We start from the raw sequence: 23,449 nt of genomic DNA on the forward strand, positions 1-23,449 counted from the left end.
TCAGATTCCATTCGATCGAGGAACGGGCTCCGCGCACGACCATGGACAAAGAACAGCTCGAACGGGCGAACCGGGCGCTTGCTCCCTGGATGCCGGCGCGCCGGATACACCGTCATCTTGTGATGGCGCTGATCGGTCTCGGCATGATCCCACTTCTGCGGCCGGACATGCACATGGAGTTTCTGCTTCTGGCGTGGCTGGCGCTGCCCTTCACCTCGCCGAGGGTTAGGGACATAGTCGCGCGCTGGTTCGGGCGCTGACTATCCCAGCTCCATCTCGCGGTAGCCAGCCGCGGCGACCTCGTCGCAACGGGCACGGTAGGCCGGGGCGCTGCCGCTGTAGCGCGAGATGCGCCGGGTCTGCTTGCCCTCGACATTCGTGTTCACACCGGTGAACCACGAATTCACCTCGTTGGACAGAAGGCCAACCGACGCTTCCTGGACGGTCTTCATCCAGGCCTTCACCCCTTCCGGCCGGGCATCGATCCTGGTCAGGCCGCGGTCGCGCATGAAGCGCAGCAGGTCGGTCACCCATTCGACGTTGTATTCGATGCTGCGCGGGATGTTGCCCAGTGCCGTGTGCGGTCCGAGCAGCATCAGCATGTTGGGAAAACCCTCGACCGACATGCCGACGAAGGTCTCTGCGCCCTCCGCCCACTTGTCCTTGAGCCTCTCACCGCCGACGCCGCGGATGTCGACCCGATCGAAGGCGCCGGTCAGGGCGTCGAACCCCGTGGCGTAGATGATCATGTCGAAGTCGTAGTCGCGGGCGCTGGTGCGGATGCCAGTCGGCGTCACCCGCTCAATCGGCGTCTCGGTGAGATCGACCAGTTCGACGTTGGGCTGGTTGTAGACTTCGTAATAGCGGGTCTCGAGCGGCACGCGGCGGGTGCCGAACCCGTGGTTCTTTGGAATCAACTTCTCGGCGACCTTGGGATCGTTCACCCGACTCCGAATCTTGCGGGCCACGAAGTCGGAGATCAGGGCGTTGGCGTCCTTGTTGGTCAGGATGTCGTTGAAATTGCCGACCCAGATCCCGAATCCGGGTTCGCCATAGAGCTTCTCGAAGAAAGCCTCTCGCTCCTCCGGAGTCACGTCGAAGGTGCCGCGCGGATCGGCGGTGTGCAGGAAGCAGGCGAAGGTCTCCTGGCAACGCCGGAAGATCTCCGGATAGTCGGACCGGATACGCGCCATCTCGGCGGCATCGATCTTGCGGTTGTGGAGCGGCGCGCACCAGTTCGGTGTGCGCTGGAACACGGTGAGGGACTTCGCCGTCTTGGCGACCTCCTGGATGGTCTGCACGCCGGTCGCACCGGTGCCGATCACGGCCACGCGCTTGCCCTCGAAGCTCACCGGCTCGTGCGGCCAACGCGCGGTATGGCAACTCTGGCCCGCGAAACTCTCGACGCCCTCGATGCGCGGCATGGTGAAGGCCGACAAAGGGCCGATGGCGGTGATCAGGAAGCGGGCGGTGCTGCGACTTCCATCCTCCAGCGTGACCTGCCAGCTTCGCGTCACCTCCTGCCAGTGGGCCGCCATAACCTTGCTGCGGAACTGGATGTCGCGCCGCAGGTCGAACTTGTCGGCCACGTGGTTGAGGTAGCGCAGGGTCTCAGGCTGGGGCGAGAAATGCTCGGTCCAATCCCACTCCTCCAGCAATTCCTTCGAGAAGGAATAGCCGTAGGAATAACTTTCCGAGTCGAACCGCGCGCCGGGATAGCGGTTCCAGTACCAGGTACCGCCGACGCCCGTTCCAGACTCGAATACTCGGACTTTCAGTCCAAGCTCGCGAAGGCGGTAAAGCTGGAAGAGGCCGGACATGCCGGCGCCTACGATGATTGCGTCGTAGTCGGGACTCGGATCGGAAGCCATGTCACACCCTAGCGGCGACTGTGGCCCATCTGCAACGCAGCACCACCGCACAGCGATCCATTGCGCGCGGACGCAACCCGCACGCAACGCTCCCGTTGCGCTGCATCAATTGCAGGCACAGGAGCCCCCATGATCAAGTCAATCGTTCTTGTTACGCTGGTCGGCACGGTCGTCGCTGGATGCTCGGTCCGCAGCGAACGCGTCGTCGAGGTCCCGGCCCAGACCACGACCCAGCGCACCACGACCGTCTCGTCCGATCCCTATACCCCGACGACGACCACCACCACCTACTCGACCCCGACCCGCTAGCCTTTTCCAACGGCGTGAAAGGGCGCGGCTTCACCCTGTTTCAGGGAGCCGCGCCTTTACTTTGTCCGCGCGGCGGCTGCGTCAGGCTCTGCCGCCACGCGGGATCTAGGCCAACTACCGCCCGGGGCAGGTGCCACCATAGTAGGCCTCGGCCTCGCAGACCTTGCCGTCCTGGAGGGCACAGGTTCCGAGTTCCGGCATTGCGCCGGGAGGGGACGTGACCGAATAGCGCCCGCCGGTGATGGCGCAGTACCGCCCCGCCGGAGTGGCGAAGCCGGTTACCCGCAGGCCTGTCTTCGGGCACTCCCCGCGAAAAAGCGCCCATTCCTCGCACTGATAATTGTCGGCGAAGATGCAGACTCCGAACTCGCCGCCGTCGGGCCGGCGCTCGATCGTCAGCGTACCGCCCTGCTGCGTGCAATTGACGGACGCCGGATTCGCCAGGCGAGGCTGCGCCCCGGCGGCGGTCGCCCACAGCAGAATAATACCTGAAACGAAGATCCGGTACACGAGGGCCTCCCGCCCAACCCTATACGAATCGGTGCATTGCGTCTTCAACAGGTCCGGGGCCAGACTGCAGCCGAATTGAACATGAGCACGCCCGCATCCCCCTTGCCCGACGTCAACATCAAGCGGCTGCTGCCCTGGCTGGTCGCCGTGGCGTTCTTCATGCAGTCGCTCGACACGACGATCCTGAACACCGCCGTCCCCGCCATTGCCAAGGCCATGGACGTGACTCCGCTCAACGTGAAGTCGGTCCTGGCGAGCTACACGTTGAGCCTGGCCGTGTTCATTCCGGTGAGCGGCTGGATGGCCGACCGGTTCGGGACGCGGCGCGTCTTCGTGGCGGCGATCGCCGTCTTCTGCCTCGGATCGCTGCTCTGCGGCCTGGCGACAAGCATCGAGATGCTGGTCGCCTGCCGCGTGCTCCAGGGTGTGGGCGGCGCCATGATGATGCCGGTCGGACGCATGACCCTTGCCCGCACCTACGGCAAGGCCGACCTGGTGAGGGCGATGAGTTTCGTCGCCATTCCCAGCCTGATCGGCCCCATGATCGGTCCCGTGGCCGGCGGCGCGATCGTTCACTGGCTGCACTGGAGCGTGGTCTTCTTCGTCAACATTCCGGTGGGGCTCGTCGGCCTCTATTTCGTCGGCCGCTACCTGCCCGACTATCGCGAGCAGAAGACCCATCCACTCGACGTACTGGGCTTGGTTCTGTTCGGCGGGGGCATCGCCCTGCTGTCCTATGTGCTCGAGGTGTTCGGCGACAACACCCTTTCGGGCCAGGAGATCGTCATCCTGCTGGCGGTCTCGGCCGCCATGCTGGCGGGCTACGGCATCCGCGCCATGCTGACCGAGTTCCCGCTGCTCAATCTCGGCCTTTTCAGGATTCGCACCTTCCGGGCGGCCGTGAACGGCGGCTTCTTCACCCGGCTGGGCCTGGGCGGCATCCCGTTCCTCTTCCCGCTGCTCTACCAGATCGGACTGGGCTTCTCGCCGATCCAGTCGGGCCTGCTGGTTCTGCCGCAGGCCATTGCCTCGATCGGGCTGAAGAGCTTCATGCCGGCGATCCTGGCGCGTTTCGGTTATCGCAACGTGCTGGTCTTCAACACGATCGTCGTCGGCCTGCTCATCATGTCCTTCGCGACCGTGGGAGCGGAGACCCCGATCTGGCGCATCGTCCTGCAGGCCTTCGTGCTGGGCCTGTTCACATCGATGCAATACACCAGCATGAACACGCTGGTTTATGCCGACGTCTCCGGGTCGCAGACCAGCGGCGCCAGCACCATCGCGTCCACCGGCCAGCAGCTCTCGATCAGCTTCGGCGTCGCCGGCGCCTCCCTGATCGCCGCGATGTTCGTCCCGTCGGAGCTGCACTCCCACGCCGGCGCGATGATCTACGGCGTGCAGCGGGCGTTTCTGATCCTGGGGGTCATGACGATCGCCTCATCGGTCGTGTTCATGGAGCTGAAGTCCGATGACGGCGGCGACATCAGCAAGCACGACAAGTCTGCCGACCATTCGAGCGAGCACTAGTTCAAGCGCCAGACGGCCACGTTCAGAATCGTCGCGAAGGCGATCCAGGCCAGGTACGGCACCAGCAGGAGTGCCGCCAGACCGTCGATTCGCCGGAACATGAGCGCCGTCGCAAGCACCAGCAGGTCGAGCACGACGATTACCACAACGGCGAGGCCAGGGTCTCGAAGCCCGAAGAAGGCGATGCTCCAGCCTAGGTTGACCGCGAGTTGGAGCGCGAACACGGCGAGCGGGCCCCGGGCAGTGTCCCGCTCTACCGCCCGCCAGACGCGCCAGGCCGCGATGCCCATCATCACGTAGAGTGTGGTCCAGACCGGCCCAAACACCCAGTTCGGCGGATTGAACGACGGCTTGTTCAGCGTCGGATACCACTCGGCCACGCTGGAGGCCGTCACGGCACCCCCCAGTCCTCCTATGGCGAGGCAGATGCCGACGAACAAGGCGAGGGCCAGCAGGTCCCTGCCGGTGCCGAGATCAGGTCGTTTTATGGTCATGACAGCAGGCTCGCTCCGACGTTGATGGTGAGGGCGAGGATCGCCGTATTGAATACGAAGGAAACGATGCCGTGGACGAGTGTGATTCGCCTCATGGCCGGCGAAACCGTGCCGACGTCGCCTGTCTGGGCGGCGCAGCCGATCACGAATGAATAGTAGAGGAAGTCTGCGTAGTCCGGGGGACGGTCGCCGGGAAACTCCAGCCCGCCCGGCCCGTCATCGTCGGGCCGGTAATAGATGTTGGCATAGTGCAGGGTGAACACGAGGTGCGTGAACGTCCAGGACAGCGCCACGGTTGCCCCGGTGAGGACGAGCGCGTGCCACAGGGAGCCGTGCGGCGTCTTCAGGGCCGCGAGTTCGGAGAAGATCGTGGCGAAGCTCGCACTCGCGCTCACGACGACCACCAGGAGGATGACCCAGTCGCCCTCGTCATAGTAGGCCGCCCGCGCGTAGCAGGTTTCCACCGTTGACCTGGCGATCATGACCAGCGTCATCACGATGTAGGCCAGCGCCGTCAGGTCCCAGCCCAGCAGCCCCCTCGTCTCGATTCTCATGTCCTGCGGGAGAAGCAGGAACAGCGCGAGGCCCGCAGCCAACGCGATCAACAGCCGCGTGCGGGCGTGGACGAAGCGGCGAAAGCCGCGGGGTGGGACGGTCGACTCGGTCATGCTGGCTCCATGTATCACTCTGGCAGCTCGGCGGCGGGCGGCAATCGCTGTAAAGTGCGGCATGCTCTTCGACGCAATGGATCTGGTCGCCACCTTCGTGTTCGCCATCAGTGGCGCCACGCGAGGTGTGCGCAAGCAGCTGGATCTGTTCGGCGTGCTGGTCGTCGCCTGGCTGGCCGGGGTCGCCGGCGGGCTGGCGCGCGACCTCCTGATCGGGGCCGTGCCGCCGGCCGCCATCGTCGACTGGCGCTATCTGGCGGCGACGGCAGCGGCGGGGCTGGTCGGATTCTTCGCTTCCGACAGGATCGACCGGTTGCGGACGCCAGTACTGCTGTTCGACGCGGCAGGTCTCTGTCTTTTCGCCGTCACCGGCACCGAGAAGGCCCTTCTTTACGGACTCAACCCCTTGATGGCAGCCATGCTGGGTACGGTGACCTGCATCGGCGGCGGCGTCGCGCGAGACCTCCTCACCCTCCAGGTCCCGACGGTCCTCCGCTCCGAACTCTATGCCGTGGCCGCCCTGGCGGGTGCCGGCACGATTTCCCTCGGGTTCTGGGCCGGCTGGCCCATGCTCCCGACGGCGCTGGCCGGTGCCGGTCTCTGCCTGTTCCTGCGTCTGATGTCGATCTACCGGGGATGGCGCCTGCCCGTGGCCGTCACCCGGCACAAGTTTCACCCTGAGACTGACTAATATTTCGCCTTCTTGTCGCCAGAATGCTCGCCGCGCCCTTGCCGGTCCGGTGCATGGACGCTAAACACACGGCCGTCATTTTGTCGCAAGCGGCGTGGGGGAAAGAGCAGCATGGCGACGAAGAAGAAGCTCAAGTCGACTGAAACTGCGCCCGCAGCCAAGGCCGCCAAGAAGTTGACTCCAAAGGCGAATTCGGACCGCGCCAGCGGCACGCCGGAAGCGCGGGACACGGCCCGTCTGCTGCTGGAGATCGAGGCCATCCACTGCCGCCCGGAGAACCCGTACATCTTCACGTCGGGACGGGCGAGCCCGGTCTATATCGACTGCCGCAAGATCATTTCCTTTCCGGAAGCCCGCGCCAAGATCATGGCGCACGCCCACAAGGCGATCGAGAAGGCCATCGGCTGGAACAAGATCGACGTGGTCGCCGGTGGCGAAACTGCTGGCATCCCGTTCGCCGCCTTCCTCGCGGCCCTCTCCAAGAAGCCGATGATCTACGTGCGCAAGCAGCCCAAGGGCTTCGGCCGCATGGCTCAGATCGAGGGTGAGCTGAAACCCGGCAAGCGCGTCCTGCTGGTCGAGGACCTCGCCACAGACGGCGGCAGCAAGCTGGTCTTCATCGAGGCACTGAAGAAGGCCGAGGCCAAGGTCACGGACTGCTTCGTGGTCTTCCATTACGGCATCTTCCCGCAGAGCATCGAGATGCTGGCCGCGGCCGGCGTGAAGCTGCATGCGCTGGCCACCTGGTGGGACGCGCTGGAAGCCGCTGAAAAGCACAAGTACTTCGACGAGATGGGCCTCACCGAAACGCGCGCCTTCCTTGAAGCGCCTGAAAAGTGGTCGGCCAGCCATGGCGGCCGACCGCCGTCGCGCGTGCTGGGCCGCTAGCCGGCTCTTTGCTACGGTGCGGCGGACATGATCCGCCGCCTCCTCTCGACCTTCCTGGCGCTTGGCGCCCTCGCCTCTCCTGTCGCCGTCAAGGCGCAGGCCAAGGACGAACTCGTCGTTGCCATGACGCAGATGCCGGGGACCTGGAACCCGATCATCAGCTCCATGCTGGCCAAGTCGCTGATCGCCAACATGACAGCGCGGCCGGTCACGGCCTACGACGCCGACTGGACGCTGGTCTGCCTGGTCTGCACCGAATTGCCCACGATAGAGAACGGCAGGGCTCGCGTGATCGATCTTGCCGACGGCAAGAAAGGCATGGAGATCGACGTTGAACTGCGCGACATGCGCTGGGGCGACGGCACCCCCGTCTCGGCGAAGGACGTCGCCTTCACCCTGGAGGTCGGGCAGCATCCTCTCTCGGGCGTTGCTTCTTCAGAAGGGTACAAGCGGATCATCAAGCTCGACGTGAAGGACGACCGTCGCTTCACCATGACGATCGACCGCGTCACCTTCGACTACAACAGCATTGGCCTCCAGTTGCTGCCGGCGCACATCGAGAAGCCGATCTTCGACGCCAATCCGGCCGAGTATCGAAACACGACGGCCTACGACACCCAATCAACCAATCCCGGCCTCGCCTTCGGCCCCTTCCGCATCACCGAGATCGTTCCCGGCAGCCGGATCGTGCTGGAGCAGAATCCGACCTGGACGGGCGAGAAGCCGCATTTCAAGCGCATCACGGTCCGCATCATCGAGAACACCGCGGCGCTCGAAGCCAACCTTCTTTCAGGCAGCGTCGACTATGTGCTGGGCGAACTAGGCCTGTCGCTCGACCAGGCCATCGCTTTCGAGAAACGCCACAAGGACAGGTACAACGTCGTCTACAAGCCGGCGCTGATCTGGGAACATATCGACGTCAATCTCGACAACAAGCTGCTGTCCGACCGGCGGGTGCGCCAGGCCATGCTGCTGGCGATCGACCGCAAGGCCATCTCGGAGAAGCTGTTCGAGGGCAAGCAACCGATAGCCCATGGCGGAATCAGCGACCTAGACCCGATGTTCAGCCCGGCGGCCCGCCAGTACGGCTACGACCCTGCGGCCGCCCGCAAGCTGCTGGACGAGGCCGGCTTCTCGACGCTGCGCAACAATGTCCGGCAGAACGCCGGTGGCGAACGTCTCTCCGTCGAACTCGGCACCACCGCCGGCAATCGCGTGCGCGAACTGGTGGCGCAGGTGATCCAGAGCCAGCTGCGTCAGGTCGGCATCGAGGTGCGACTCAAGGCCGAGCCGCCGCGCATTTTCTTCGACGCCATGGGCAAGCGGACCTATGGCGGGCTGGGCATGTACGCCTGGGTGCAGCGGCCGGAGGGCGTGCCGCGCTCGTCGCTCCATTCCAAAGAGATTCCCTCGGCTGCCAACGGGTGGAGCGGCCAGAACTATCCGGGCTACGCCAACCCTGAGATGGACAAGGCGCTCGACGCCGCCGAACGCGAACTTGACGTCGTCAAGCGACGTGCGCTGTTCGCCGAGATCCAGAAACTGGCGGCCGACGACCTGCCTTCCCTACCGTTGTTCTTCCGGGTCGACCCCTTCGTGATCCCCAAGCCGCTCAAAGGCGTGACGCCGACCGGCACGCTCAACAGCTCGACTCTGTGGGTCGAGCAATGGCGCTGGGAGAACTAGATGGCGGCAAGTTTGCCAGGATGAGGGCATGACCCGCTATTTCGTGACGCGCGCCGTCCAGACCGCCGTCACCCTCTTGCTGATGAGTCTGGTCGTCTATCTGCTGATCGGGCTGATGCCGGGCGATCCGATCGACATGATGATTTCGGGCGACCCGACCATGACCAGCCAGGACGCCGCCCGCCTGCGCGCCGCCTACGGTCTCGACAAGCCGCTGTTCGAGCGATACCTGGCCTGGCTCCTGCAGGCCCTGCAGGGCAATTTCGGCTACTCGCGCTCCTTCGGCCAGCCCGTGCTGACCGTGCTGTGGCCGCGCCTGCTCAACACGCTGCTGCTCGCCGGCATCGCCTTCGTCATCTCGGTGGCGATCGCCCTGCCGCTCGGCATGTGGGCCGCCGCGCATCCGCGCAGCCGTGCAGACTACCTGATCAACCTCCTGTGCTTCGGCGGCATCTCGGCGCCGCCGTTCTGGCTGGCGCTGCTGCTGATCACCCTGTTCGCCGTGAAGCTTGGCTGGCTGCCGGCCGGCGGCATGGCCGACATCCGGACCGGCACGCCGTGGACAACGGCCCTGGCCGAGCAGCTGCGCCATCTGGCCTTGCCGGTCCTGACGCTGACCCTCGTTCAGCTCGGCGGCTACACCCGGTTCATGCGCGGCGCGATGATCGAGGCGCTGCGCCAGGACTATGTGCGAACGGCCCGGGCCAAGGGCGCGTCCGAGCGCATCGTGCTGTGGCGTCACGCCTTCGCCAATGCGCTGTCCCCGGTCCTGACGATCCTCGCCCTCTCCTTCGGCGGCCTCGTCTCGGGCGCGCTGATCACCGAGACGATGTTCGCCTGGCCCGGCATGGGCAAGGCGATCTACCAGGCTATCCTGGAGAACGACTACAACCTCGCCCTCGTCGGCCTGCTGGTGGCGACGGCCGCCACCATCGGCGGCAACCTGCTGGCCGACCTGACCTATGCCTGGGTCGACCCGCGCGTCTCGCTGGCCGAGGCCACGCCATGACAGCAGTGGCCCTCCCGCCGACGGCCTGGCGGCGCATGCTGCGCCACCGCCTCGCCTGGATCTCCCTCGCCTTTCTCGCCGTCATGCTCGTGCTGGCGCTCGCCGCGCCCCTCATTGCCGAGCTGCGCGGCATCGACCCGACTCAAACCGACCTCTTTCGCCGCTTCGAGGGCCCATCCGCCCGCCACTGGCTGGGCACCGACGATCTCGGCCGCGATCTCTTCCAGCGCCTGCTCGACGGCGGCCGGGTCTCGCTGCTGGTCGGCATTTCCGGCGCGGTCCTATCGGCGATCCTGGGCGCCTTCATCGGCGTGCTCGCGGGTTATCTCGGCGGGCACCTGGATGCCTTCCTGATGCGCCTCACCGACGGCGTCATCTCCCTGCCGCTGCTGCCACTCCTGATCGTGCTGGCCGCCGTCGATCCGCGGAAGCTGGGCGTGCCGGCGGAGATCGCCCAATCGGAGATGTTCTCGCTCTATCGCATCGTGGTGATCGTGGCGCTGACCGGCTGGACGACCGTGGCCCGCCTGGTGCGCGCCGAAACCCTGTCGCTCAAGGCACGGGATTTCACCCGCGCGGCCGTGGCGCTGGGCGCACGGCCCGGCCGCATCATGTTCCGCCACATCCTGCCCAATACGGCCGGCACGCTGGTCGTCGCCACCACCATGTCAGTCGGCACGCTGATCCTGTTCGAATCGACCCTGTCGTTTCTCGGCCTCGGCATCCAGCCGCCGGCGGCGAGCTGGGGCAACATGCTGACCGGTGCCCAGGAACTGCTGCAGGAGGCCCCCGTGCTGGCCCTGTGGCCGGGCCTGCTGATCTTCCTGACCGTGATCGCCTTCAACTTCCTGGGCGACGGACTGCAGGATGCCCTCGATCCCAGAAGCGAGAGACGCTGATGACCGACGCGACGCTGAAATCCACCGAATTCACCGCGATGAGCCGGCTCACGCCGGACATCGACCTCAACGCCGAGGGCAAGGCCACCGGCTTCGTGCGCGTGCCGCACTCCGTGCATCGCTCCGCCTACGGCTGGATCCCGATTCCCATCGTGCGCATCAAGAATGGCGAGGGGCCGAACGTGCTGATGCAGGCCGGCAACCATGGCGACGAGTGGGAGGGACAGATCGGCCTCGGCAACCTGATCCGCGCGATCGAACCGAAGGACATCAAGGGCCGTCTCGTGATCCTGCCCTCGGCCAACTTCCCGGCCGCCATGGAAGGCCGCCGCACTTCGCCGATCGACGAGGGCAATCTCAACCGCTCCTTCCCTGGCGACGCCGAGGGCACGATCACGCAGCAGATCGCCTACTGGATCGAGCACGCGCTGCTGCCGGGCTTCGATTACGCCTTCGACTTCCATTCCGGCGGCAGCTCGCTCACCTACATCCCGAGCGCGCTGGCGCCGCGCCATCAGGATGCCGCGCGAATGGACAAGGTCATGGGCCTGCTGAAAGCCTTCGGCGCGCCCGTCAGCTACATCTCGGCCGCGCCGCAGGGGGGCGGCCGTACCTTCACGTCGGCCACCTATCGCCAGGGCGTGGTCGGCATGGGAACGGAGCTGGGCGGCGGGGGTCTCGTAACGCCGGGCTCGCTCAAGGTCGCCGAGGACGGCATGCGTCGCGTGCTCGCCCATGTCGGCCTGCTGCAGGGTGCGGTGCCGGCACTGACCGAGACCCGCTTCACCGAGATCGGCGGCGACGACTACTACGTCTACGCGACCGACGGCGGCCTGTTCGAGCCGCTGGTCGAGCTGGGCGACGAAGTGAAGGCCGACCAGCCGGCCGGCCGCATCCACTTCCATCACACGCCCTGGCGCGAGCCGGAGGTGGTGACGTTCAAGCGTGCCGGCCTCGTCCTCTGCAAGCGCGTCCCGGCGCGCTGCGAACGCGGCGACTGCCTGTTCCATCTGGCGACGGATCTGGCGGTTTAGTTTCATTGGAGCGCGCCACTCCTGTGGCGCTCTTATCTTGAGAGCTTGAAGCGCCACGGGAGTGGCGCGCTCCATTGCTACGCCGTGCGACAGCTCTTGCAGGAGAGCTTCGGCGCGATGCGTCGCCCGTCCTTGCGCGGCCGCGCTTCGGCGTGGCCGCAGGCGTTGCAGCCATCGATCTCGAAGTCGATCCAGTGGGTGGGATCGCCGCAGACCTCGCAGGGCAGGCCGCGGCGCGACTGGATGCGGCCGAAGCCCGGCGAACGGCATTTCGGGCAGAGACACTGCAGGCGCCTGGCGAGCTGCCAGCCTGCGGCGCGCAGCACCTTCATGCGGGTCGGGTTGCGATGGGCGCGCATGTCCGAATAGAGCACCGCCAGCCCTTCCGTGGAGCGCTCGGCCTCGCGGTCCATGGTGGCGATCACCTCTTCCTCGGTGGCGAGGCCCTTCACGGGATGGTCCATGTCGCTGCTGCAGGCGACGAACACGCCATAGCGCGGGAAGCCCATGGCACGGAGCACGGCAAGGCGGGCCGGGTCGCCGGCGCGGAAGCGCGACAGCCGCCAGCTCGTATGATGAGTCGGATAGGTATCGATCAGGCGCAGGCCGCGCTTGCGGTCGATGAAGGCCAGGATCTCGACGCCGCTCGAGACCAGAGGCACCCGGTCGATCGGCCCGTAGCTGCCCTCGCTCGCGACCGCGCAGTCGACGTCCATCGTCCGGAAAGCCATCTCGGCCTTCAGCAGCGAGGTCTCCACCAGCGCGTCGGGCCTCGGGACCTCTCCGGAGAAGGTGCCGAGCGTGTCGGTGTCGAGTTCCGGGACGGAAACGATTTCCGCGCCGAGCACGCGCCGGAAGGCGGGCCCCAGGGCCCGCTCCTTCTCGTGCATCGTCGCCAGTGCGATGCGGGCACTGGCGTATGGATGCGTGCCTGACACGGCCGTGACCGAATCGAAGCTTCGCGTTACTCCGCGGCCTGCGGCAGAGCCTGGCGGGCGAGTTGCTGCTCGACCAGGGTCGCCCAGTAGGACGCGCCGAGCGGCAGGATCTCGTCGTTGAAGTCGTAGCCCGGGTTGTGGACCATGCAGCTGCCGACGCCGTCGCCGTTGCCGACCCAGATGTAGCAGCCCGGCTTCTTGAGCAGCATCCAGGCGAAGTCCTCGGAGCCCATGGCCGGCGTCGGATTGCGGTTGACGTTCTCCAGCCCGACCAGCGAGGCCGCGGCCTGGGCGGCGAACTCGGTCTCCTGCACGCTGTTCACGGTCGCCGGATAGCGCTTCTCGTAGCGCCACTTCACCACCTCGGCGCCGAAGCCCGCCGCGACATTGCGTGAGATCTTCTCGATGTTCTTCTCGATCAGGTCCTGCACCGGCTTCTTGAAGGTGCGGACCGTGCCGCGCAGCACGCATTCCTGCGGGATCACGTTCCAGGCGTCGCCGGCATGGATCTGTGTCGTGGAGACGACGGCGGTGTCCATCGGATCGACGTTGCGCGCCACGATCGACTGCAGCGCCGTCACGATGTGCGCGCCGACCACGACCGGGTCGATCGTGTGCTGCGGCATCGCGCCGTGGCCGCCGACGCCCTTCAGCACGACCTCGAAGATGTCGTAGGCGGCCATCATCGGCCCGGGACGGACGGCAAACTTGCCGACCGGGATGCCGGGAATGTTGTGCATGCCATAGACGCCCTCGACCGGGAACTTCTCGAACAGCCCTTCTTCCACCATCACGCGCCCGCCGCCCTCGTTCTCCTCGGCCGGCTGAAAGATGAAGTAGACGGTGCCGTCGAAATTCTTGGTCTCGGCGAGGTACTTCGCGGCGCCCAGCAGCATCACCGTATGACCGTCATGGCCGCAGGCGTGCATCTTGCCGGGGATCGTCGACTTGTGATCGAACTGGTTGGTCTCGTGAACATCGAGCGCATCCATGTCGGCGCGCAGGCCGATCGCGCGATTGGACGTGCCCGAGCGCAGCACGCCCACGACACCGGTCTTGGCCAGGCCGCGATGGACCTCGATGCCGAAGCTCTCCAGCTTCTCAGCGACCACGTCGGCCGTCCGCACCTCCTCGAAGGCCGTCTCCGGGTGGCTGTGAATATCATGGCGCCACGCGGTCATGTCCTTGTGGAACGAGGCAATGCGGTTGATGACCGGCATCCTGAAATCTCCATTGAAAATGTTGCGCCGGATCGTAAGCGACCCCCGCCACAGATCAAGCACGCTCGGCGTCCGCCGACGCACATCAGGTCTGATGGAGGAAGCGCGAGCCAGGCGGCTTCAGGTGTTCAGCGCGTAGGTCCGGTCCTCGATCGGCAGCCGGCCTTCCTCGATCGCGTGGCAGGCGACCGTGCCGCCCTCGATCGGCAGCGCCTTGGGCCGCTCGGCCTTGCAGCGGTCGTTGGCGAAGGGACAGCGCGGGTGGAAGGTGCAGCCAGAGGGCGGATTGATCGGGCTCGGCACCTCGCCGCCGACCGGGCTCCGCTGGCGGCCCGTCATCTCGAGGTCGGGGATCGTGTCGAGCAGCATCCGCGTGTAGGGGTGCTTGGGCCGCCGGAACAGCGTGTCCGTCGGCGCGACCTCGACCAGACGGCCGAGGTACATCACGCCCACTCTCGTGGAGATGTGGTAGACGACCGCGAGGTTGTGGCTGATGAACAGGTAGGTGAGCTGCAGCCGGCGCTGCAGGTCGACCATCAGATTCAGGATCTGCGCCTGCACCGAGACGTCGAGCGCCGAGGTCGGCTCGTCGCACACCAGGAATTCCGGTTCGCTGGCGAGGGCGCGCGCGATCGAGATGCGCTGGCGCTGGCCTCCCGAGAACTCGTGCGGATACTTGCGGCCGTCGGCCGGGTTCAGCTTCACCTGCCGCAGAAGCGCCGCGACCCGGGCCTCGAGGTCGGCCTTGCCGGTCGAGAGGCCGAAGGCGCGGATCGGTTCGGCGATGATGTCGAACACGCGCCAGCGCGGATTGAGGCTGGCGAACGGGTCCTGGAAGATCATCTGCATGCGCCGCCGAAGTGCGGCCATGTCCGACCGGCTGTGGCGGCCCGCCATGTCGTTGCCGTCGAACTCGATGCGGCCGGCCGTGGGCGGATAGAGCCCGACCACCAGGCGCGCCACCGTCGACTTGCCGCAGCCGGACTCGCCCACCAGCGAAAACGTCTCGCCCTTGGCGATCTCGATGTCGATCCCGTCGACCGCCTGCACGACCTGGCGCGGCCGGCCCTCGAGCTTGCGCACCAGCCACGGCGCCGACACGTCGAAATGACGCTTCAGCCCTGCGATACGGACAAAATCGGCGCCGCCGTCAGGCATCGACCGTCTCCTTGAGGATGGGGGCGCCGACGCCGCCACTGTCATGCAGCCAGCAGGCCGCGCGCGTGGCGCCGGCCGGCATCAGGTTCGGTCGCTCGACCAGACAGCGCTGGCCCTTGAAGGTGCAGCGCGGATTGAAGGCACAGCCCTGAGGGATCTCGGTGAGACGCGGCATGGCGCCGTCGATCTGCGTCAGCCGGTCGGTGCGCACGCCGAGACTCGGGATCGAGCCCATGAGGCCCTTCGTATAGGGATGCTTGGCGTGCTTCACGACCTCGCGCACCGGGCCGATCTCGGCCACCCGGCCGGCATACATCACGGCGACCCGGTCGGCGGTCTCGGCGATCACGCCCATGTCGTGCGTGACCAGCATCACCGCCGTGCCGTGCTCGCGGCAGAGCCGCTTCAGCAGAGCGATGATCTGCGCCTGGATCGACACGTCGAGCGCGGTCGTGGGCTCGTCCGCCACGATGAGTCGCGGGTCGGCGCACAATGCCAGCGCGATTACGACCCGCTGGCGCATGCCGCCGGAGAACTGATGCGGATAGTGGTCGATGCGCATCTCGGCGCCGGGAATGCCCACTTCCTTCAGGAGTTCGATCGCCCGCGCCTTGGCCTGGCTGGCCGAGAGCGGCATGTGGGTTTGGATCGTCTCGATGAGCTGGCGGCCCACCGAATAGAGCGGATTGAGGCTGGTCAGCGGATCCTGGAAGATCGCGCCGATCTGCGCGCCGCGGATCCGGCGCATCTCTTCATAGGGCAGGTTGTCGATGCGCCGCCCTTCGAGGCGGATCTCGCCACCGGCAACGCGGCCCGGCGGCTCCAGCAGGCCGATGATGGCGTTACCGGTCAGCGACTTGCCGGCGCCGGATTCGCCCACCACCCCCAGCACTTCGCCGGGCGCGATGTCGAAGGAGACGTCGTCGACGGCGAGCAAGGTGCCCCGGCGCGTCGGAAACTCGACCCGCAGGTTGCGGACTTCGAGGAGCGGTTGATTGTTCGATGCGGCGGCCATCTGTCGTGACTATCGCAGTTTGGGATTGAGGGCGTCGCGCAGCCAATCGCCCAGCAGGTTGACGGCCAGGACGAGCGCCGCGAGCGTGGCGGCCGGGAAGACGGTGATCCACCAGTCGCCGGACTGCAGCACGTCGTTGCCCAGCCTGATCAGCGTTCCGAGCGAAGGCTCGGTCGACGGCAGGCCGACGCCCAGGAACGACAGCGTCGCCTCGGTGATGATGGCGAGGCCCAGGTTGATGGTGGCGATCACGAGTACCGGACCGGTCACGTTGGGCAGGACGTGACGCACCATGATCAGCAGCGGCGAGAGGCCGATCACCCGCGCCGCCTGGACGTATTCCTTGTTCTTCTCGACCATCACGGAGCCACGGACGGTGCGCGCGTACTGGACCCAGAAGCTGAGGCCGATGGCGCCGACGATCACGAAGACCGCGATCTCGTCGTGCCGCTGCACCGAGATCACGCTGCGCACGATGCCGTCGATCAGCAGCGCCACCAGGATCGCCGGGAAGGTGAGCTGCACGTCGGCGATGCGCATGATCAGGGCGTCGACGGCGCCGCCGAAGTAGCCGCTGAGCAGGCCCAGCGCGATACCGATCGTCATGGCGACGACCACCGAGGCGAAGCCGACGACCAGCGAGAGCCGCGTGCCGTACATGATCGAAGAAAGGATGTCCCGCCCCTGGTCGTCGGTCCCGAGCGGGAAGGCCCAGTCGCCGTCGGGCGACAGCAGCACCGGCGGCTTCAGCCCGTCGCTCAGGCTGAGCGTCGCGGGGTCAAACGGCGTGTGCGGCGCCAGCACCGGCGAGAGGAAGGCGATGACGATGATCAGGATCGTCCCGATCGCGGCGACGACGGTGAGCGACGAGGACTTGAAGCTCCACCAGATGTCGCTGTCGGTAACCTTGTGCAGCCAGCCGGGTTGAGAGGTTGAACGGTCGGTCATCTCAATGCCCCGCCACGCGCGCCGCTCCGCCCTGGCTGCGCAGGCGCGGATCGACGACGAAATACAGAAGATCGACCGTGAGGTTGATCAGCACGAACAGAAGACCGATCAACATCAGATAGGCGGCCATCACGGGAATGTCGGAGAACTGCACCGACTGGATGAAGAGCTGACCGACGCCCGGCCAGGCGAACACCGTCTCCGTCACGATCGCGAAGGCGATCAGGGCGCCCAGCTGCAGGCCGGTCACGGTGATCACCGGCACCAGCGTGTTCTTCAGCGCATGGCCGAAATTGATCGCCCGGTTGGTGAGGCCCCTCGCCCGCGCGAACTTGATGTAGTCGGTGCGCATCACTTCCAGCATCTCCGAGCGCACCAGCCGCATCAGCAGCGTGAGCTGGAACAGGCCCAGCGTGATCGACGGCAGGATCAGCGCCTGCAGGCCCTTGATGGTCAGGAAGTTGGTGGGCCACCAGCCGAACAGCATGACCGTCTCGCCGCGCCCGAAGGATGGCAGCCAGTGCAGCCAGACCGCAAAGACCAGGATCAGCAGGATGCCGATCACGAAAGTAGGCAGCGATATGCCTATGAGCGAGACGGCCTGCATCAGCCGGCTCGACCAGTGCTTGGGATAGAGGCCGGTATAGACGCCCATCGGCACGCCCACGAACAGGGCGAAGACGGCGGCGCAGAACGAAAGTTCCAGAGTGGCCGGCAGGCGCTCCAGGATCATCCGGCCGACCGGCTCCGACGTGCGGTAGCTCAGGCCGAACTTGCCCTGCGCCGCGTTGCCGATGAAGCGCAGGAACTGGATCGGCGCCGCGTCGTTCAGGCCGAGCCGCTCACGCAGCGCCTCGCGTTCGCTCGCCGGCGTGTCCTGGCCGACCATCGAATTGATCGGATCGCCGACATAGCGAAAGAGTGAAAAGGACACCAGACCGACCGTCAGCAGGACGGCGATCGATTGAAGAAGACGTCTGAGGATGAAGGCGAGCATTTGCTGTTCTTGGCCTGGCGCAGCCCTAGCAGGAATGACGCCATAACGGAACCGGCCCCGGTCGCAGGGTATCTGCGCCGGGGCCGGGCCTGGGTTGCCGGAGCTACTTCAGGTTGACGAAGCGCAGCGGGAAGCTGTTGTCGGCCGGCTGGACAAGGTCGACGTTCTTGCGGGTCGCCCAGACCAGCGCCTGCTGGTGCAGCGGGATGTACGCGAAGTCGTCGACGTAGATCTTGGTGGCCTCGGCGATCATCGCATCGCGCTTGGCCTTGTCCGTCTCGACCTCGACCTTGTTCGACAGCTCGTCGAACTTCTTGTTCGAGTAGCCGCCGGCGTTATAGAGGCCCTTCTTGGCCTTCACGTCCGGCGTCTGGATGATCTGCTCGAAGACGTTGTGCACGTCGTAGGTCGTCGCCGGCGACCAGCCCAGCATGTAGAAGCTGGTGTTGCTCGGCTTGCCGTCCGCCGTGCTGCGCAGGATCTTGGCGAAGTAGAGATTGCGCGTCTGGGCGCGCAGATTCACCTTGATGCCGATCTTGGCGAGCATCGCCACGACGGCCTGGCAGATCTTCTCGTCGTTGACGTAGCGGTCGTTGGGGCAATCCATGCCCGTCTCGAAGCCGTTCGGATAGCCGGCGTCGGCCAGCATCTTCTTGGCTTCCTCGGGCTTCAGCAGCGCCGGGCGCTTGTCCAGCTCCTTGGTGTAGCCGTTGATGCCCGGCGCCACCATCAGGTTGGTCGGGAAGGACTGGCCGCGCATGACGGTGCGCTTGATCGCATCGACGTCGATCGAGCGGTGCATCGCCTCACGGACGCGCTTGTCCTTGAAGGGGTTCTTGCCCTTGACGTTCGACTCGACGAGTTCGTCGCGCTCCTGGTCGAAGCCGAGGAACACGACGCGCGTCTCCGGCCCTTCCAGGACCTTGATGTTGGCGTCCTTCTTGAGGTTGTCGGTGTCGGCCGGCGGGACCTCGTAGGTCATGTCGATGTCGCCCGCCTTGAGCGCGGCGATGCGGGTCGCGGCGTTCGGAACCGGCGTGAACACCACTTCGGTGAGGTTATGGACCGGCTTGTCCCACCAGGTGGGGTTCGGGACGAGCACCGTCTTCTCGCCGGCGCGGCGCTCCTTCAGCATGAAGGGGCCGGTGCCCATGGCATTGCGGGTCGCGAAGTTCTCTTCGTTCTTGATCATGTCCGCCGGCTGCATGGCGTTGTTCTTCTCAGCCCAGGCCTTCGACATGATCGAGATGGACGCCCACTTGTCGGCGAGCAGCGGATCGGGAACGTTGGTCGTGACCTCGACGCGATGGTCGTTGACCTTGCGGATCTCCTTCATCGAGGAGAAGTTGCCGTTGACGTTAGAACCCGGGCCGTTGGCGCGGTTGATCGAGAAGATGACGTCGTCGGCAGTGAACGGCGTGCCGTCGCTGAACTTCACGCCCGGGCGCAGGTCGAAGAACCACTCGGTCGGGCTGGTCTGGCCCCACTTGGTGGCGAGCGCCGGCTCGAGCTTCAGGTCCTTGTCGCGGCGAACCAGCGGGTCGTAGATGTTGGCGGTGAAGGTCAGGAGGAACGTCTCCTGGCGGGCGTAGGGATCCATCGAGCTGACGTCGCCCGAATTGGCCCACTTGAACGTCTTGGCGTCGGCCGCCGGCGCGAACGCGAAGCCGGCGCAGGCGAGCGCCGCCAGCGCCACTGAATGCCGCAGTTTGAAGTGCATGAATACAACCCCTTCGATAGTCCCCGTTCGCATGCGCAAGAGGGCCTCCCCGGCCACCGGCCCTGCGTCAGCGATATTTCACACAAATTGCACCGCGGCTCTGGGGCCGTCAATTGCACAAAAAATTTGCATGGTCAGATACAGTGTACTTCGGCCTCGGGCGGGCTATCGTGCGCGCCACCATAGTTCAGGGGTACCGGTATGAATGACGTTTCTCGCAGCTTCCGCGGCAATTCCAACGCCTCGCGGGACATCGCCCACCATCTCCACCCCTACACCAACTTCAAGAAGCACGAGCAGACCGGTCCCCTGACCATCGTGCGCGGCCGCGGCGTCTACGTCATGGACGACGACGGCAAGGAATACATCGAGGGCATGGCCGGCCTCTGGTCGGCGGCGCTGGGCTTCAGCAACGAGCGGCTGGCGACGGTCGCCTACGAGCAGATGAAGCAGCTGCCCTTCTATCACGCCTTCAACCAGCGCTCCCATGAGCCCGCGATCAACCTCGCCGAGAAGCTGAAGTCGATGGCGCCGGTCGAGATGTCGAAGGTGTTCTTCGCCAATTCCGGCTCCGAGGCCAACGACACGGTCGTGAAGATGGTCTGGTACATGAACAATGCGCTGGGCCGGCCGCAGAAGAAGAAGATCATCTCGCGCACCAAGGGCTATCACGGCGTCACCGTGGCCTCCGCGAGCCTGACTGGCCTGCCGGCCAACCATCGGTCGTTCGACCTCCCCATCCAGGGCGTGCTGCACACGACTTGCCCGCACTTCTACCGCTTCGGCGTCGAGGGCGAGACCGAGGAGCAGTTCGCCACGCGCTGTGCCGAGGAACTCGAGGCGCTGATCATCAAGGAAGGCGGTGCCGACCAAGTCGCCGCGATGATCTGTGAGCCGGTGATGGGCGCCGGCGGCGTCATCGTGCCGCCCAAGGGCTACTACGAGAAGATCCAGGCGGTCTGCAGCAAGTACGACATGCTGTTCGTCGCCGACGAGGTGATCTGCGGCTTCGGCCGCACCGGCAACGTCTGGGGCAGCCAGACGATGAACATCAAGCCCGACATCCTGACCTGCGCCAAGGCGCTGTCGGCGTCGTTCCTGCCGATCTCGGCAGTGATGGTGAGCGAGAAGGTCTACCAGGCGCTGATGAGCGAGAGCGACAAGATCGGCACTTGGGGCCATGGCTTCACCTACTCCGGCCATCCGGTCGCCGCCGCCGTCGCACTCGAGGCGCAGAAGATCTACGACGAGACCGACCTGTTCGGTCACGCCAAGCGCATGAGCCCGGTCTTCACCCAGCACGTCCAGTCCTTTGCCGATCACCCGCTGGTCGGCGAGGCGATGAGCATCGGCATGATGGGCGCGATCGAGATCGTCGCCGACAAGAAGACCAAGGCGCCGTTCGAGCTCGGGGCGCCCGGCGCCGCCGGTCTGCGCGTCTACAACCACGCCGTGGCGCGCGGCCTGTTCATCCGCAACATGGGCGATCGTGTCGCCATCTGTCCGCCGCTGGTCATCAATGAGACCGAGCTCGGCGACCTGTTCGGCCGCCTGCGTCAGGCGTTCGACGCCACGCTGGCCGACCTCAAGTCGGAAGGCCTGTTCAAGGGCTGACCGTGAGTGCCGGTTCCGAAGGCGGCGGCGCGACGGCCGTTCGACCGCCGCCCTTCGGAACGGGCCAGCGAATCCGTACCCGCGCGATCTGGGCGGTGTCGCTGTTCACCGCCGCGATCCCGCCGGCCGTCGTGGGCTTCGGCATCTCGACGGCCACCGACGACCAGGTGAACGTCGCAATGCCCCTCGCCCTGCTGTTCTGGGTGCTGGGGTTTTTGTTTGCCCTTTGGGCTGCCGTACCGACGCTGCGCCACTGGGAAGGCCTGCCGCCCCAGACGCGCTGGCTCGGCGCCCTCCCTCTTCTCTCGGTCTCGCTTTTCCTCAGCGTCGCGCTCTTCCTTCCGCTGCTGCGCTGACGGTCGCTGCGAATCGTTCTCGTTTGACGCACGTCAACGCGACCAATTGTGACTGCGGACAAAAAGCGCCTTGCGCCTGGAGTGAGTGCGCGGGAGACACTTGGCCATGGACTACGAAGCCTTCTTCAACGGCCATCTGTGCCGCCTTCGCGACGAGGGGCGCTATCGCGTCTTCGCCGAACTGGAACGCATCGTCGGTGCCTTCCCGCGCGCCCGCCTCCATCGCGAGGGCGAGGCGCCGCGCGACGTCACGGTCTGGTGCAGCAATGACTATCTCGCGATGGGCCAGCATCCGGCCGTGGTCGAGGCGATGCAGGCCGCGATCGGCGCGCAAGGTTCGGGCGCGGGCGGCACGCGCAACATCTCGGGCACCAACACGCTGCATGCCGCGCTGGAACGCGAACTGGCCGCGCTTCATGGCAAGGAGGCCGCCCTCGTCTTCACCTCGGGCTATGTCGCCAACGAAACGACCCTGCAGACGCTGGGCGCCCTGCTGCCGGGCTGCGAGCTCTATTCCGACGCGTTCAACCACGCCTCGATGATCGCCGGCATCCGGCACTCGGGCGCCACCCGCCGTATCTTCCGGCACAACGATCCGCGGCATCTCGAAGAGCTTCTCAGCGCCGCCGATCCCGCGACGCCGAAGATCGTGGCCTTCGAGTCGGTCTATTCGATGGACGGTGACGTGTCGCCGATCGGCGAGATCTGCGACGTCGCCCACCGCCATGGCGCCCTCGCCTATCTCGACGAGGTCCACGCCGTGGGCATGTACGGCGCGCGCGGCGCGGGCGTGGCCGAGCGCGACGGCGTGCTCGACAAGGTCGATATCGTGCAGGCGACGCTCGCCAAGGCGTTCGGCGTGGTCGGCGGCTACATCGCCTCGACCGCGGCTACCGTCGACTTCGTACGCTCCTGCGGCTCGGGTTTCATCTTCACGACCTCACTGCCGCCGGCGATCGCCGCGGCAGCGCTCGCCAGTGTGCGCCTGGTCAGCGGCCAGCCCGAGCTGCGCGTCCGCCACCAGGAGCGCGCCAACACGCTGAAGCGTCGCCTTGCCGCCGCCGGCCTACCGGTGATGCCCTCGACCACGCACATCGTGCCGGTCTTCGTGGGCGACGCCGCCCTCTGCAAGCAGGCGAGCGACCTGCTGCTCGAGCGTCACGCGATCTACGTGCAGCCGATCAACTACCCCACCGTGCCGCGCGGCACCGAGCGCCTGCGCCTCACACCGACCCCGATGCACGGCGACGACGAGATCGCGCGCCTGGTCGCCGCCCTGCAGGACGTGTGGCAGACATTGGGCCTCGGCTCCCGCGCCGCCGCCGAGTAGGCGAGGCCGGGCCGGGCAGGTTTCCCGGTCAGGTCACGCGCTTTCGCATGTCGCGAGCTTGCGTCAAGGCGGACCTGGAAGCGTCTGAAGGGCTTTGATGCGGGATCTCGTCTCGACTATGAGGCAGCCCGTGGTGAATATTCCCACCCACAGACCGCCACCCTGCATAGCTCCGACAAACGCACAGCTTTCTTGAGCGTAGAGGTGCCATGCCTCTTGCGCCTTTATCAGGTGCGTCCTGAGTTGCGCGGTCGTCTTCCGCGAATCCAGAACGGCGGACATCGGCCGTTCTGGAAGTCTGTCGAGTGCCGCCTTGAAGGCATCATCGAGTTTCCTTTCCTCCTCGATCAATACCGCCGCCATGCATTGAGCATAGGCCACGGTACCTTGGCCGCTGTCGCAGTTTGTAACATCTGCATGCGCATCGATTGCCAAAAGGAGGATTGGGAGAAACACGACAATCAGACGCCAGGTCATCGCGAACTCCAGTTATGCCGCTCGCGTCACAACTTCTCCGAGTACGCACGATGATGCAAGCGGATCGCCTGTCTATCAGACAGCTCGTTG

Annotated in this window: 24 protein-coding genes; 12 read left to right on the forward strand and 12 right to left on the reverse strand. The window is 65.9% G+C overall.

Translation table 11 applies throughout. From position 1 onward, the window contains the following. Nucleotides 1–41: 41 nt before the first annotated feature. Complete coding sequence (locus ACO07I_RS05065; RefSeq protein WP_422014958.1) at nt 42–260, forward strand: hypothetical protein; 219 nt, start codon at nt 42–44, stop codon at nt 258–260. Here the strand turns inward: ACO07I_RS05065 and ACO07I_RS05070 are convergent, their stop codons facing one another. Further along, on the reverse strand, nt 261–1,871 hold the full coding sequence (locus ACO07I_RS05070) for a flavin-containing monooxygenase (protein ID WP_422014960.1): 1,611 nt from the start codon (nt 1,869–1,871) through the stop codon (nt 261–263). Nucleotides 1,872–2,000: 129 nt separating this feature from the next. Here ACO07I_RS05070 and ACO07I_RS05075 point away from each other — a divergent pair, with 129 nt between their 5' ends. Further along, nucleotides 2,001–2,180, forward strand: coding sequence for a hypothetical protein (locus tag ACO07I_RS05075; protein WP_422014962.1), 180 nt, complete (start codon nt 2,001–2,003; stop codon nt 2,178–2,180). Between the two features lie 114 nt (nt 2,181–2,294). Here the strand turns inward: ACO07I_RS05075 and ACO07I_RS05080 are convergent, their stop codons facing one another. After that, entirely contained in the window at nt 2,295–2,690 is a 396-nt protein-coding gene (locus ACO07I_RS05080) for a DUF333 domain-containing protein (RefSeq protein WP_422014964.1), read from the reverse strand. A gap of 81 nt (nt 2,691–2,771) precedes the next feature. Between ACO07I_RS05080 and ACO07I_RS05085 the strand changes: the two genes are divergently transcribed. After that, a complete protein-coding gene (locus ACO07I_RS05085) occupies nt 2,772–4,217 on the forward strand; it encodes a DHA2 family efflux MFS transporter permease subunit (RefSeq protein WP_422014966.1) in 1,446 nt (481 codons plus the stop codon). Here ACO07I_RS05085 and ACO07I_RS05090 read toward each other — a convergent pair. Beyond that, a complete protein-coding gene (locus ACO07I_RS05090) occupies nt 4,214–4,711 on the reverse strand; it encodes a TspO/MBR family protein (RefSeq protein WP_422014968.1) in 498 nt (165 codons plus the stop codon). The two genes, ACO07I_RS05085 and ACO07I_RS05090, sit on opposite strands and share 4 nt — an antisense overlap. Further along, entirely contained in the window at nt 4,708–5,379 is a 672-nt protein-coding gene (locus ACO07I_RS05095) for a DUF1345 domain-containing protein (protein WP_422014970.1), read from the reverse strand. The genes ACO07I_RS05090 and ACO07I_RS05095 overlap by 4 nt, the downstream gene beginning before the upstream one ends. Nucleotides 5,380–5,440: 61 nt before the next feature. Between ACO07I_RS05095 and ACO07I_RS05100 the strand changes: the two genes are divergently transcribed. The 6 genes from ACO07I_RS05100 (at nt 5,441) to ACO07I_RS05125 (ending at nt 11,586) form a co-directional block, all read left to right on the forward strand. Continuing rightward, the gene (locus tag ACO07I_RS05100) at nt 5,441–6,070 is read left to right on the forward strand and encodes a trimeric intracellular cation channel family protein (protein WP_422014972.1); all 630 of its coding nucleotides are present in this window, start codon (nt 5,441–5,443) and stop codon (nt 6,068–6,070) included. Nucleotides 6,071–6,181: 111 nt separating this feature from the next. Beyond that, the gene (locus ACO07I_RS05105; protein WP_422014974.1) at nt 6,182–6,958 is read left to right on the forward strand and encodes an orotate phosphoribosyltransferase; all 777 of its coding nucleotides are present in this window, start codon (nt 6,182–6,184) and stop codon (nt 6,956–6,958) included. Between the two features lie 27 nt (nt 6,959–6,985). Next, on the forward strand, nt 6,986–8,644 hold the full coding sequence (locus ACO07I_RS05110; protein WP_422014976.1) for a peptide ABC transporter substrate-binding protein: 1,659 nt from the start codon (nt 6,986–6,988) through the stop codon (nt 8,642–8,644). A 28-nt stretch (nt 8,645–8,672) separates the two neighbouring features. Next, a complete protein-coding gene (locus ACO07I_RS05115) occupies nt 8,673–9,653 on the forward strand; it encodes an ABC transporter permease (RefSeq protein WP_422014978.1) in 981 nt (326 codons plus the stop codon). Next, the gene (locus tag ACO07I_RS05120) at nt 9,650–10,552 is read left to right on the forward strand and encodes an ABC transporter permease (RefSeq protein ID WP_422014980.1); all 903 of its coding nucleotides are present in this window, start codon (nt 9,650–9,652) and stop codon (nt 10,550–10,552) included. Before ACO07I_RS05115 ends, ACO07I_RS05120 begins: the two co-directional genes overlap by 4 nt. Beyond that, entirely contained in the window at nt 10,552–11,586 is a 1,035-nt protein-coding gene (locus ACO07I_RS05125) for a succinylglutamate desuccinylase/aspartoacylase family protein (RefSeq protein ID WP_422014982.1), read from the forward strand. The genes ACO07I_RS05120 and ACO07I_RS05125 overlap by 1 nt, the downstream gene beginning before the upstream one ends. A gap of 77 nt (nt 11,587–11,663) precedes the next feature. Here ACO07I_RS05125 and ACO07I_RS05130 read toward each other — a convergent pair whose 3' ends face one another. From ACO07I_RS05130 to ACO07I_RS05160, 7 genes are all read right to left on the reverse strand, one after another. Then, a complete protein-coding gene (locus ACO07I_RS05130) occupies nt 11,664–12,524 on the reverse strand; it encodes a DUF6671 family protein (protein ID WP_422014984.1) in 861 nt (286 codons plus the stop codon). Between the two features lie 26 nt (nt 12,525–12,550). After that, nucleotides 12,551–13,744 (reverse strand): M20 aminoacylase family protein, encoded by a 1,194-nt coding sequence (locus ACO07I_RS05135; protein ID WP_422014986.1) that lies wholly within the window; start codon nt 13,742–13,744, stop codon nt 12,551–12,553. Nucleotides 13,745–13,864: 120 nt separating this feature from the next. Further along, a complete protein-coding gene (locus ACO07I_RS05140) occupies nt 13,865–14,902 on the reverse strand; it encodes an ABC transporter ATP-binding protein (RefSeq protein ID WP_422014988.1) in 1,038 nt (345 codons plus the stop codon). Next, entirely contained in the window at nt 14,895–15,917 is a 1,023-nt protein-coding gene (locus ACO07I_RS05145) for an ABC transporter ATP-binding protein (protein ID WP_422014990.1), read from the reverse strand. The genes ACO07I_RS05140 and ACO07I_RS05145 overlap by 8 nt, the downstream gene beginning before the upstream one ends. Nucleotides 15,918–15,926: 9 nt before the next feature. Further along, nucleotides 15,927–16,865: an ABC transporter permease gene (locus tag ACO07I_RS05150; protein WP_422014992.1), complete on the reverse strand. Its 939-nt coding sequence runs from the start codon at nt 16,863–16,865 to the stop codon at nt 15,927–15,929. 1 nt (nt 16,866) lies between these two features. Next, nucleotides 16,867–17,862, reverse strand: a complete 996-nt coding sequence (locus ACO07I_RS05155; RefSeq protein ID WP_298316426.1) for an ABC transporter permease — start codon at nt 17,860–17,862, stop codon at nt 16,867–16,869. Between the two features lie 103 nt (nt 17,863–17,965). Further along, nucleotides 17,966–19,582: an ABC transporter substrate-binding protein gene (locus tag ACO07I_RS05160; protein WP_422014994.1), complete on the reverse strand. Its 1,617-nt coding sequence runs from the start codon at nt 19,580–19,582 to the stop codon at nt 17,966–17,968. Nucleotides 19,583–19,783: 201 nt separating this feature from the next. On the opposite strand from ACO07I_RS05160, the gene ACO07I_RS05165 reads away from it, so the two are divergent. The 3 genes from ACO07I_RS05165 (at nt 19,784) to hemA (ending at nt 22,882) form a co-directional block, all read left to right on the forward strand. Further along, entirely contained in the window at nt 19,784–21,196 is a 1,413-nt protein-coding gene (locus tag ACO07I_RS05165) for an aspartate aminotransferase family protein (protein WP_422014996.1), read from the forward strand. Between the two features lie 2 nt (nt 21,197–21,198). Next, complete coding sequence (locus ACO07I_RS05170; RefSeq protein ID WP_422014998.1) at nt 21,199–21,552, forward strand: hypothetical protein; 354 nt, start codon at nt 21,199–21,201, stop codon at nt 21,550–21,552. A gap of 106 nt (nt 21,553–21,658) precedes the next feature. Beyond that, entirely contained in the window at nt 21,659–22,882 is a 1,224-nt protein-coding gene (gene hemA / locus ACO07I_RS05175; protein ID WP_422015000.1) for a 5-aminolevulinate synthase, read from the forward strand. Nucleotides 22,883–22,945: 63 nt separating this feature from the next. Here the strand turns inward: hemA and ACO07I_RS05180 are convergent, their stop codons facing one another. After that, on the reverse strand, nt 22,946–23,359 hold the full coding sequence (locus ACO07I_RS05180; protein ID WP_422015002.1) for a lysozyme inhibitor LprI family protein: 414 nt from the start codon (nt 23,357–23,359) through the stop codon (nt 22,946–22,948). Nucleotides 23,360–23,449: the final 90 nt, after the last annotated feature.

The sequence above is a fragment of the Reyranella sp. genome, from assembly GCF_965227665.1.
GTDB lineage: Bacteria > Pseudomonadota > Alphaproteobacteria > Reyranellales > Reyranellaceae > Reyranella.